At 41.8% G+C, this 12,307-nt stretch carries 10 protein-coding genes; all 10 read right to left on the bottom strand.

All coding sequences use genetic code 11. The features are described from left to right. Positions 1 to 19: 19 nt before the first annotated feature. The 10 genes from NXR94_RS15980 to NXR94_RS16020 all read right to left on the bottom strand — a co-directional run bounded on the left by NXR94_RS15980 (position 20) and on the right by NXR94_RS16020 (position 12,030). Entirely contained in the window at positions 20 to 1,489 is a 1,470-nt protein-coding gene (locus NXR94_RS15980) for a RagB/SusD family nutrient uptake outer membrane protein (protein WP_258105679.1), read from the bottom strand. 11 nt (positions 1,490 to 1,500) lie between these two features. Next, positions 1,501 to 4,833, bottom strand: coding sequence for a TonB-dependent receptor (locus NXR94_RS15985; RefSeq protein WP_258105680.1), 3,333 nt, complete (start codon positions 4,831 to 4,833; stop codon positions 1,501 to 1,503). A 123-nt stretch (positions 4,834 to 4,956) separates the two neighbouring features. Beyond that, positions 4,957 to 5,952, bottom strand: coding sequence for a FecR family protein (locus NXR94_RS15990; RefSeq protein ID WP_258105681.1), 996 nt, complete (start codon positions 5,950 to 5,952; stop codon positions 4,957 to 4,959). 145 nt (positions 5,953 to 6,097) lie between these two features. Beyond that, the gene (locus NXR94_RS15995) at positions 6,098 to 6,733 is read right to left on the bottom strand and encodes a sigma-70 family RNA polymerase sigma factor (RefSeq protein WP_258105682.1); all 636 of its coding nucleotides are present in this window, start codon (positions 6,731 to 6,733) and stop codon (positions 6,098 to 6,100) included. A gap of 278 nt (positions 6,734 to 7,011) precedes the next feature. Continuing rightward, positions 7,012 to 7,911: a carbohydrate kinase gene (locus NXR94_RS16000; protein WP_258105683.1), complete on the bottom strand. Its 900-nt coding sequence runs from the start codon at positions 7,909 to 7,911 to the stop codon at positions 7,012 to 7,014. A gap of 146 nt (positions 7,912 to 8,057) precedes the next feature. Beyond that, positions 8,058 to 8,210: a hypothetical protein gene (locus tag NXR94_RS17200; RefSeq protein ID WP_374988010.1), complete on the bottom strand. Its 153-nt coding sequence runs from the start codon at positions 8,208 to 8,210 to the stop codon at positions 8,058 to 8,060. A gap of 41 nt (positions 8,211 to 8,251) precedes the next feature. Next, positions 8,252 to 8,620: a substrate-binding domain-containing protein gene (locus tag NXR94_RS16005; protein WP_258105684.1), complete on the bottom strand. Its 369-nt coding sequence runs from the start codon at positions 8,618 to 8,620 to the stop codon at positions 8,252 to 8,254. A gap of 60 nt (positions 8,621 to 8,680) precedes the next feature. Continuing rightward, a complete protein-coding gene (locus NXR94_RS16010) occupies positions 8,681 to 9,556 on the bottom strand; it encodes a carbohydrate kinase (protein ID WP_258105685.1) in 876 nt (291 codons plus the stop codon). Positions 9,557 to 9,771: 215 nt separating this feature from the next. Next, positions 9,772 to 10,041 (bottom strand): GH32 C-terminal domain-containing protein, encoded by a 270-nt coding sequence (locus tag NXR94_RS16015; protein WP_258105686.1) that lies wholly within the window; start codon positions 10,039 to 10,041, stop codon positions 9,772 to 9,774. Between the two features lie 72 nt (positions 10,042 to 10,113). Further along, a complete protein-coding gene (locus tag NXR94_RS16020) occupies positions 10,114 to 12,030 on the bottom strand; it encodes an RICIN domain-containing protein (RefSeq protein WP_258105687.1) in 1,917 nt (638 codons plus the stop codon). Positions 12,031 to 12,307 lie beyond the last annotated feature (277 nt).

Raw genomic sequence — 12,307 nt, forward strand, 5'->3', positions numbered from 1 at the left:
CATTCAATAGCTTGGTTGACTAGAAATTAGGGTTTTGTTCCAAATTCGGGTTCAGGTCTAAATCTGTCTGAGGAATTGGAAACAGTATATGTTTAGTCTTGTCAAAGTTGGTTTTACCCAACCCATGAAAAAAGCTTTCGGAGTAGTCAGGGCCTGCTCGTAGCACATCAAACCACCATTGACCTTCGAAGGCAAATTCAATCCTGCGCTCATGAAGGATTGCATCCCTCATTTCACTTTGAGAATAACCGGAAAGGTCATCGGTAAGGCCCGCTCTGTTTCGTACTTTTTCAATGTAGGGAGCTGCTTCACCTGGTTTGCCCTGTTCATTAAGCGCCTCGGCAATCATCAGCAGCACATCTGCATACCGAATAACAGGAAAATTCAAATCGCTATCCACACCAGTAGCACTGCCGCTTCCCTGAACCCATTTTTTAATGTTGTATCCTGTTGTAGAGAACGAGGGATCATAAGTAAATGCATCATACGTATCTCCACTCTGCCATACTGTGTATTGTAAGCGCTGGTCACCAGGCTCATAGGCATCAACAAATTCCTGGGTCACATGCCCCCAGCCAAATCCACCCCAGGCAGACAATCCACTACCTCTTGGATTGGTAAACTCTGTCACCCATGCTCCCTGGTGTGGCTTGTCAAAAGCACCGAAACCTGCACCCGCACTGTATTGTACTTCGAATACCGATTCTATTCCATTTTCGTTGTTTGGATCGAAATTCTGTGAATAATCAAAGTTCAGGTCATAGACACCCAGTGCCTCCACTTGCTTAGCTGCTGCTTCAGCTTCAGCATATTCACCGATCGTCAGATGCGCTTTAGCCATTAAGGCCAATGCTGCTCCCTTGGTAGCTCGACCTACTTCGTTGTTGACCGTCCCATCATAGGAAACCGGAAGAACGTCTTTGGCCGCATTTAGATCAGAAATAACAAAAGCATAGGTGTCTTCAACAGAAGCCCGCTCGACATAAAGGTCATCTGATAGCTTCGGCAACAATGGCAGTCCACCGTATACCCTTGCTCCATTGAAATAATAGAGCGCTCTTAGGAATTTGGCTTCCGCAATCAATCTGCTCTTAAGCGTCTCATCAATGTTCATATCAGGGACTTTGTCCATCACCAGGTTGGCTCTGGCCACACCCGTCCATATTCCTCTCCACAAATCTTCAACCCCGGGATTATCAGTAGCAAAGATGAAGTTGGACAGCTGCTTGGTCTCCACACCATCATCACCTCCACCTGCTCCGACTTCAGCATTACCTGCTACAATATCCAGCGCCCAAACTCTTAAATTGTAATTATTTGGCCACTGCAGTACCTGGTAGGCACCATTGACCGCTGCCACAGCATCGGCTTCGGTTTGGAAAAAGTTGTCACTATTAATCGAATTTGAGGGTGTTAATTCCAAAAATTCATCACCGCATCCCATAAGCGTGGATGCCAGAAATATTGTCAATATGTATTTTAATTTCATTGTCATCGCGTTTATAGAGTGATATTCAAACCTGCCGTTACAATTCTACTCTGTGGATAGACGCTATTATCTATTCCGTTGATATCCACTTCCGGGTCAAATCCAGTGTACTTTGTGAAAGTCGCCAGGTTTTGAATTGAGATATACGCCCTTAACTTTTGGATTTTCATAGCCTCCAAAACGGATTTTGGAAGTGTATATCCTAAAGTCAGGTTTTTGATCCGCAAATAGGATCCATCCTCGATATAGCGATCAGATACTCTTTGGTTATTGTTAGGGTCTGTGGAAGTAGCTCTTGGAACCTCATTACTGGTACCAGCACCTCTCCATCTGTTTAGTGTATTGACTGTTTGGTTCTGTGCTACCACCATTGCTTCGCTAAACAATCGATTAGCATTGAAAACCTCATTACCATAAACCCCTTGTAAGAAAACTGTCAGGTCAAACCCTTTGTACTTAACCGTATTGCTCCAACCGTAGTACAGATCAGGATTAGGGTTACCCAGAAATTTTCGATCTTCATCATTAATCGCAAATAAGGAATCACCCTCATAAAGATTCACAAACCGAATATCTCCCGGTGAAGTACTGTTGGTACTGTTGGTTCCATCCACCTGAGTAGCATGCGCTGCTACTTCCTCATCTGTCTGAAAGATTCCGTCCGTTACATAGCCATAGAAAGCATTGGCCGGATGACCTTTTGCATGTCGTGCAGCTTGCTTGTTGAAGGTAAGACCTCCTGTAACGATCTCATTGTCCCCGTTTGAACCACCCAATCTCAGGATTTCATTTTTGTTGATTGACCCATTCAGATCTGACGTCCATGAGAACTCATTGAAAGTCTTCTGCAAATTGATAGAGAATTCGATCCCCTTGTTTCTCATAGCACCCACATTGAGGATCGGCCATCCTGCGTCATAGTATCCTGTAGTGATCGGAATAGGCGTAGAAAGCAACATATCCTCGGTATCCCTTAGGTAAACTTCAACTGTCGCGCCGATGAGTCCCTTCGCCACGATCATATCAATCCCGAGACTTGTTTGCTCCACCTGTTCCCATCTCATATCAGGGTTAGGCATGTTATCAGGATATACGGCAGCATAGGTAGTGTTTCCGAAGGTATATCTGCCCGAAGTATTAATTCTGGCGATATATCCAAAGTCTCCAATATTCTGATTACCGGTTACACCATAACCTGCTCGAATTTTTAAATCATCAATAAAGGACACACCAGCCATAAAAGGCTCACTACTCAAACGCCATGCAGCTGAAGCAGACGGGAAAAACCCATACCGATAATTTGACCCGAAGCGACTGGAGCCATCATATCTTGCCGAGGCGGTCAGGAGATACCTGCCTTTATAATCGTAATTGATTCTTCCCAGGTAAGAAAGTAAAGCCCATTCAGTGGTAGACCCGTACACATTATCCTGATCCAGGATATTATCCAGCTGATTGGCCACATCACTGACAAAGTCCTGCCCACTTCCTCCAAAATACCTGTAATCAGAATGCTGCGAACTGATACCAGCCAGCACCTTAAAATTGTGATCTCCAAAAGTGTTCTCGTAAGTGATTGTGTTATCCCAAAGCCAGTCAACACGCTCTCTCGAATCTTCATACAGAAAAGATTGCATTTGTTCCTTTACTCCCCACTGATATGCCGGAGACCACTCGCGCTTTCTTTCGAAAGACAAATCCAGACCAAATTCAGACCGAAGAGTCAACCCTTTTATAGGTTTAGCAGCCACATAAAGGTTGTCAATCATTCGGTGCTTAAGGTCTGTAAAGTCCCTTATGGACACAATTCCTACTGGGTTGGTTACATCACCATCAAATTCCGCTGCGCCTTCCGGACCCGAAAATATTCCATTTCTTTTGACTGGTTGTGTAGGTAGCGAATTCATCGCATCTCGAACTAAACCACTACCTCCATTATTTGTAAAATTTGATAAGCTATAGGTGAAACTGTTACCTACAGTCAACCATTCTTTAGCGTCACTGTCAAGGTTTAATCGGAAAGATTTTCTGTCAAATCCAGTTCCGATGATTATACCTTCCTGCTTGAAATATCCTCCACTGATGTTATAACGTAACTTCTCAGTACCTCCTCTAATCGAAAGATTGTAGTTCTGCACCATACCTCGTTTGAACACTTCATTCATCCAGTCAGCGGAGTCAACAACATTCAAAGGGTCAGAAAAATCAGGATTCAGGGTTTCCCCTCCATTGATCCTCATTTCGTTGTTGAGTACAGCATATTGAGAAGCATTAAGCATTTGTACGGGATTGGTTACTTCCTGAAATCCCGCATAGGTATTCAGGTCGACTGTTGTAGTTCCAGCCTTACCTCTTTTCGTGGTAATGATCACCACCCCATTGGCTCCTCTTGAACCATAAATGGCTGCTGCAGAAGCGTCTTTCAAGACATCAATGGACGCGATGTCATCCGGATTAATGGCGCTAATACCTCCGTTTACCGGAAATCCATCAACCACATAAAGGGGATCGGCACTGTTAATGGTACCTACCCCACGAACTCTTACCGCCACATAGCCACCTGGAGCACCAGAGTTAACTACCTGTACACCGGCCATCCTTCCTTGCAATAACTGATCTGCACTGGTGAGCGGCAGATCTTCTACAACATCCCCACCAAGCCTTGACACTGAGCCTGTTAAGTCCGTTTTCTTTTGTGTTCCGTATCCTACAACCACCACTTCATCCAGTGCGCTGAGGTCAACACCCAAATCAAAATCGACCTGATTACCCACAGGGGCTTGCTCCAGGTATCGCTCGGTAGGTTGATAACCTACAAATGAGGCTACAAGGGTCAGAGGAAAGTCATCCTTAGAAAGTTCAAGAAGATAGTACCCATCTAAATCCGTAATGGTTCCCAATGATGACCCCTTTACCAGCAAAGTAGCACCGGGAAGAGGCTCCCCTTCTTCATCTGTTATCCTGCCTTTGATGCTTTCCGTTTGAATAACATCCGTCACGATAGGCAGTTCGATCAGGTCACCTACTTTCTTAATGGTAATGGTCTCATTGACTCGTCTAAGTGAAAGTCGTCCCTGAACGGATATTTCTCTTAATAGCTGATCTAATTTCCAATCACCGTTGGAAACTTTGATGTCAATTTCATTCAGATCATCAGCATAATAAGCGAAACTAAAGCCCGTCTTCTGCTCTATTTCTTCAATTAAATCGATCAGATCTACGTGCCTTTTGCTAATGTCTATATCGATCTGATCCAAATACCGCCTTTGGGCATTTGATTCAGAGGCGAAAGCCAGGCTGAGGCCGTAGACCACGGTGATCGCATAAATCGCAATCTTGGACATGCGAATAATAATTTTGGGTAATTTTACATTCATAAAGTTTGTGGTTTAAGAGGTCATAAACTTTTGAGCGAGCTGAGAGCATCTTTCCCCAAAGTAGACTCAGCTCCTCTTTTTTTATATGTACTAATTGTTGTTTACAAATACGGTTTTCCCTTTTACTTCATAATCAAATTCGTAGGCATAGGATAAACTTTCCATTACCGAGCTCAAAGTAGGCTTTCGATACTTCCCGGTAAACTTCCGCTTTTGATCGAGCTCAAGATTTTCGCTTATTTCAAATTTCACATCGAACCACCTGGATATCACGACAAACATCTCGTCAATATTTTCATCGTCAAACACCAGGTTGTTATTCATCCAGTCAAATGGCACCTGACCTTCTTCGAAGGCTGTTTTATCAATTTTCTTATCCCCCTTCTGGTATATAGCCATTTCATTTGGCAACAATTCCGTGCGCTGAGCATCATTGATGTCTGAAACGGCAACCTTACCGGATCTTACCGCCACTGCTGCCTTTTTGCCCTCGTCATAGGCTTTAACATTAAATGAGGTTCCCAACACCCGAACTTTAATATCCGAGGTTGTTATAATAAACGGCCGTGATTCGTCTCTTTTTACATCAAAAAAGGCTTCACCTTCAAGGGATATCTCTCTCTTTTTGTCAGTAAAATTGGCTGGAAAGGTTATCGTTGATCCGGCATTCAGTTTCACAATGGTTCCATCCGGAAGCTGAACTGTGCGCCTTTGACCATAGGAAGTTTGCTTCTGCACATAGGCTATTTCAGCGACCTGCGTTTCTGCTATATCAAAGTCGATATTTTGGGCTATGTATGCTATGCCTAATCCAACAATGATAATCGCTGCTACTCTTCGCAGATAGTTCCATGTATTGTTTATTGGAATTACTGGTTGTTCTGAATGAGATTCATCTGCAACCATCACCCTGGCCAAAACGGCTTCTTGTCTTTGATCTATTTTGGCTGATGACAGTTGCCAGTGACCAACGATATTTTCAAACACTTTCCGGTTCAGCGCATCTCGCTCAAGCCATTCCTTGAGTTCAGCGGCTTCCTCACTGGAGAGCTCCTTGTTTATGTATTTAGTGATCAGTTTGTCCATTTCTTACTGCCTTTCAATAATACGAGTCGAAAGGGACATGAAACACTTAGAGATTTTTTAATATTTCATAATTAATCAAAAAATCACCCAAATAATTAACAATTATTCAACTAAACAATCAAAACAATATGATTATCAACACTTATCAGGTAGTTGACATCAACATACTTCCCAGTAAGCCCATTGACAGCGAGAGCATTTTGGAGATATACATGTGATCATGGCCTGAATCCCTGAAATGTTCGATAAGTGCTTCGCGGATTGATTTAACAGTAGTATAAAGGTGCGCTTCTACGGTACGTTTTGAAACACCCAACTCATCTGCTATCTGCTGATTTGAGTAACCTTTCATCTTGGCCAGCTCATATACAAGTTTCGCATGTGGTGTTAATCTTTCCACCACCCGATTAATGATCGCTTCCAGTTCCTTACCTAAAAGGAGGCTTTCTGGATCGATGGCATCGGAAACCTGTAAAGATTCATCGTAGCTAGAATAGCTAAATTGTTTAGCATCTCTGGAAATCATCCTGATGGCCAGGTGCTTGACTGAAACATGGAGATATGCTTTGACTTCTTTTATGCTATGATGGTCTGGGCGATGCTCCCAAATGTTAGAAAACACTTCAGATACAGCATCCTCAGCCAGTTGTTCATCTTTAGTGATCGAAAAGGCATACCGAAAGAGTTTCTCAAAATTTTCACTGTAAACATCCTTAAACCAACTGGTAAAAAGATGGTCAGAGCTATTTCGATCAAGATCCTCTGGTTTCCTTTTTTTCAATTTATTAGCATTCTAATGAATCAAAGTTGCCAAGAGTTTTCTGATTAAAAAGTGTTTTTCAGGTAAACATTTTGACAACCGGAATAGATAAAGATAGCATTATTGAATAAGTTATTTATTTAGCATATAACTCAATGAGGTCAATTATTTTCTGAATCAGAACATCAAATTTCTTTAAAGCGATTTGCCATGCGGCGTCCTCGATCAAAAAATATCTTTCTGTTTTTCAGCTATGCTTATTATGAAACAAAAAAGGATCATTTTCCATTAACCCTTAGCTATGATGCCGGATCGCTCAATATTTCAATTTTACGTGCAAACTTTTGAGGATAATCAGGCACTGCACCACTTTGAGATGCTACAAATCCTCCAACCATATTCCCAATCCGCGCAGCTTTTTTAGGATCACCGGTCTTCATATATGTTGTAATGAATCCTGCACAAAAAGCATCTCCGGACCCAACTGTATCTTTAACATCGACCTCCCTGGCTGCTACAACATAACTGTCATCATTGGTAAAAACAGTGCAGCCATTCCCGCCGAGCGTTACCAAAACAATATTGATCTGATTGTATTCTGCCTTTAACTGATGTACGAATTGGTTTACGCTCATTTCCTGATCATATAATAATTTGCTCAATACCCTAATCTCATCCTCATTCATTTTGATGATGTTACAATATTTTAATGATTGGCAAATGATGTCTGCCGTAAAGCAGTGCTTTCTCAGGTTTACATCAAAGAATATAGTCTTAAAGGGGCTCGCATCTAAAACTTGGTACAACGCAGCTCTTGAGACAGGATTGCGTTGGGCAACTGTGCCAAAATACAAAGCATTATAGGTAGCAACCATTGATAAATCAATTCCTTTCGAATCAACATAATCATAGGCCACCTCCTTTCGTATTCTATAAGTTGGAATTCCATCTTTCAGGAAGACCATCACCCTCCCAGTCATTGCGCTTGAGTGAACCTGAACAAAATCAGTGGAAACACCAAGGGAAGCAATGTTTGCTATTGCCTGATCGCCCAGTTTATCCTTACCTACAGCGGTGATTATAGCTGATTTACCTCCGCATTTACGCACATGCGCTGCAAAATTCATCGGAGCACCTCCAAAATGTTTATCCCCCTCAATAAAATCCCAAAGCACCTCTCCAAACGCCAGAACCTTCATATTTAAATAGTTTTTGGTTATCGTATCTATAGAACCAAGGAAATTAAGAGACATATCCTCCTCAAAACATCATTATGGTATCAAATAATGTCAGAATTGTCTTCAATTGTTCGTTCACAAGCTGCTGTTGTGTTTCAGGCTAGTTTTCATTGCGGTGTATACGGCTTTTCACCCCCCCAAATAGATTTGATATTCATTATTTCAATGTTTTGGATTACATCCATATTACTAATCACCAGTTGGGAAAAGGGGGAATTTGGAAAAACCAACTCAGTCATTGCAACCTCTCCATCATTCATAAATACTTCTACTGAGGACTTATCCAGGACAACCGTGAGGTTTAGGCATTGAAATGTTCTCCGCTAATCTTTCGATCCAACAATATCACCGGTATACCCATATTGTATACCTTCTCAATCATAGGGCTAATTGGAGCAGGTTCATTAGGAGATACAATCAAAAGGTCGATACCCTCATCCAACATTCCCTGAATATGTCCGATCTGCTTGGCATTATCGGCTCCTGCATCCCTGTATATGATTTCCATGTCATCGTGAAAAAGCAGCTCTCGGCGCATTTCCTGATACATGGCCTCCCGCCAGACATCTACAATGCATTGTGAAAATCCAATTTTATAGACAACCTTTTCCTCTTCCCTACAAGAGCAAAATGCAATTATTATAAAAAGAAGAATGAAGAACCTTCCCATCAACGAAGCAATTGGTTTCATCCAATTAAAATACCCACATAACTTTATAAGTTCGATTTTCTACACCAAACAACTTATTATCTCAGGAGAATATCTAGGAATCGGGCCATTTGAAGATGCCACGAACGCCCCAACTTTATTTGCTATCTGAGCAGCATATACCGGATCACCTGTTTTGTTGTAAATGCATAGAAAGGCAGCACTAAAGGAATCTCCCGCTCCGACAGTATCTATCACTTCAATAGGACTTGTGGGTACTTTTTCTAATTGACCGTTCCAGTAAACAAGACTACCATCACCTCCGGCGGTAATTACCACAGCCTCTATTTGTTTCCACAGGCCTATTACTTTTTCGCAAAAGGCGTCAAAATCCAAATCCCTGTCAAAAAGCAGCTTACTCAAAACTCCTACTTCCTCATCATTTACCTTCAACAGGTTGCAATGACCAAGTGAATGAACAACAATATCCTTGTTGAAGGAATTTTTTCTCAGGTTCACATCATAAAAAACCTGCTTAAAACGATGCCTATCCAATATCTGTTGAAGAGCACTGGCCGATACCTCACTTCGTTGGATCAGACTACCAAAATAGAAGGTATCATAATCACCAATGAGCGTATGATCCAGTTTTTCACCATCTATATAATCGTATGCAACATTCTCGATAATTTCATAATCTGGCTGTCCATTGCATAGTGTGACCGGAACAAAACCTGTCCTAATATCACTACGCTGTACTAATCTTACATCCACATTAAGGTACTGTACCATTCGCAAAGCATCATCCCCTAAATTATCTTTTCCCAGACAGGACACTATTGCCGAATCGTATCCACATTGAGCTACATGCGCAGCAAAATTAAGTGGTGCTCCACCCAAATGAGGAACTCCCTCAATGATATCCCAAAGGATCTCTCCAAAAACCAAAACTTTCATATCACTTGTCTCTAACAATATTCTTGATCAATACTCTGAATGTGGAATTCCTATTTCTTTCATTCAATCCACTTGGTTCATAATCCCAAATCTAAAATTCCTACAGATGGACTACTTTCAATCCTGTACCATTCACTTGTAATTTTGTTTCAGGTTGAAGGGAGCGTTAGGAAATTCTCTCAGAATGATCCGAAAGGAATTTTGATCAACAGGGGCTATAGAACACAAACATTGATGTTCGAGAAAGTTGCATTCCTGTTATCAGCAAAAATCCTCCAGTTTGTTCCTGTTGCTTTATAAATCTGATTACTCAGCGCCACCTCATTGTTGACATATACGTTAACCATAGCGTTCTCAATTAATATTCGAATATTATAGTTGGTGTTTTGGTTGAGTAAAATCAGAAAGTCATTATCAGGCAGCGCATTAGCATCAATTAATGTCCGTGTTGTTTTATCAAAGCTGAAACGATCCTGGTTCTGCATCAAAAAACGAAAAACCACCCCCAAAAAAGAGGTGGCTTTATGAATGGGTCTCTAGCTGGTTATTAGACCTTACTATTTTGTTTTGATGAATCGAATTGTAGTATAAGTATTCTCCCTTTCAAGCTCCAATAGATAAATCCCTGATTTCAATGACGATACGTCGATTTTGTTGGATTCAAGTCGACCTCCATACACCACTTTTCCGTCTAAAGTCAGGATCCTTGCCTGATCATATGTATCGGTGCTTTTTATTTCTATGAACTCCTGAGCGGGATTCGGATATATTTCAAGGCTTGTCTCAACACTCGCTGTTGTCTCCTCCATTTCGGACAACCTCAATGAGGCTATGAAGTTCACAGAAAATTGTTGATTGTCAAATCCCAGGTAATCATATAACTGAACGTTAGCGCCATCATCCATGGAACCACTTGCTATGTCCAGAGACCTTCCACTTGCTTTGTTGGTTATACTATAATAGCCATTGCCGCGGTCATTGAAAGCCCATAGCTGATTATCTGCTCCACCATAATTCCATTGACGAACGTTACTACCATTGGTTGCACCTACTGCATCCAATGATTTGCCACTTTGTACTCCTATGATTTTGTAATAGCCACCTGACAATTGCTCAAGCTGCCATTTTTGATTGTCTCCACCCGAATAGCTCCATTGCTGAACATTCGCATTGTTTCCATTGCCTGCTACGTCCAGCACCTTGCCACTATGCCTGGCTGTGATGGTATAAATACCGTCAGCGAGCGATGCACTTTGCCCCGTTACGTTGACTGTTGCAGAAGTTGTAGTAGCCAAATCGTCATCCGTAGCCACAGCGGTGAGGCTATAGGTACCCACGCCAATGGTCCAGTTTACAACATACGGACTACTATTGTCGATGCCGATGGACACACCATCTACAAAAAACTCAACCTGTGTCACACTTCCATCGCTATCTGAAGCTGAAGCCGTGATACTCACGCTGGTTCCATCATCAAAGGTTGATCCATTCGCCGGTGAGGTAATACTCACTGTTGGTGGAGCATTAGGAATGACGGGCGAAACCACCAAATCCCCATTTGCATCCTGCGTCAATTCATGATCCAAAAGCTGACCAGCCCAGGTAGTACCTACCACTTCCCAGCCCCATAGGTAGGTTTGGGACCCATTGCTGGCAGCCTTGGCAGCATATCCAACACTGTCTATGATATCAGAACCAACAGGATAATCCCATGGACCATATATAGAACTACTTTTTCTGTAAATGATGCGCTTGGTTCCGATGTCAGAAAACATGAGATAGTAGGTTGATCCCATTTGGAAAATCTGGGCACATTCCATCATAAAGTAGTTAATACCACCTCCGTCATAAACAATGCCTGCGTAGGTCCAATCAGTCAGGTTGGTGGAGGTATAGCGAATAATCACTCCTCTCCATACCCCACTCACCGTGGTACGAGCTGACAACAACATATGGAATGTACTTCCATCTTTGAAAACATATGGATCTCTGAAATTGTCGTTGGCATCAAAACCTGCCGGAGGATAGATGGTCGAAAAGCTCGTCGATTTTGTAAAACCATTGCTAAGATTCGTAGACGTCGCCAGCATGATTCCTTCTTTTTGATTTACGCAACCAGAGGGATAATTTGGATTATGGCCGGTGTAAAACGCATAATAGGTGGAACCTTCCTTGATTACATTACCCGTTCCCAGCGCATAGTCCTGGTCACATGGATCTGTGCTACAACTCAATTTTTCTCCCTGTTCAGTGTAGGAGCTTAGATCCGTTGTGGTGAGAACATTCCATGGGTGACGCTGATTTGTATTGTCATCCCAAATATCGCGCAGATAATAAACATAGAATTCCGAGCTGCCTGCATCGTAAAAAGGCATCACATCCCCAACAGTCTGGGCCTGACCATGGGAACCCATTGCTAAAAACAACGCGATCGCAATGACTAATTTGAATAAAATACGTAATTGGTTTTTCATATTAATTGGGTAGTTGTTTACATATCATAATAGGGTTTGACAAAGGGTGAATACCATTTTGGCGATGATCAAACCGACCGATCATGATGCTAACCTATACCAACCTGATATCAGGGGCTATCAGGATTATTTCATTAAATATCAAATCAGCACTTTATCGCTTTAATATTGATAATATGGTGTTTTTATAGTGTTTTAAGTGATTCAGTTTATGATTTTAATAATTTCACAATCAAGAATAAATGATATTAACATCCCAAAATTGAGATATTGTAAC

The sequence above is a fragment of the Marinoscillum sp. MHG1-6 genome, assembly GCF_024714475.1.
Classification (GTDB): Bacteria; Bacteroidota; Bacteroidia; order Cytophagales; family Cyclobacteriaceae; genus JAMZMI01.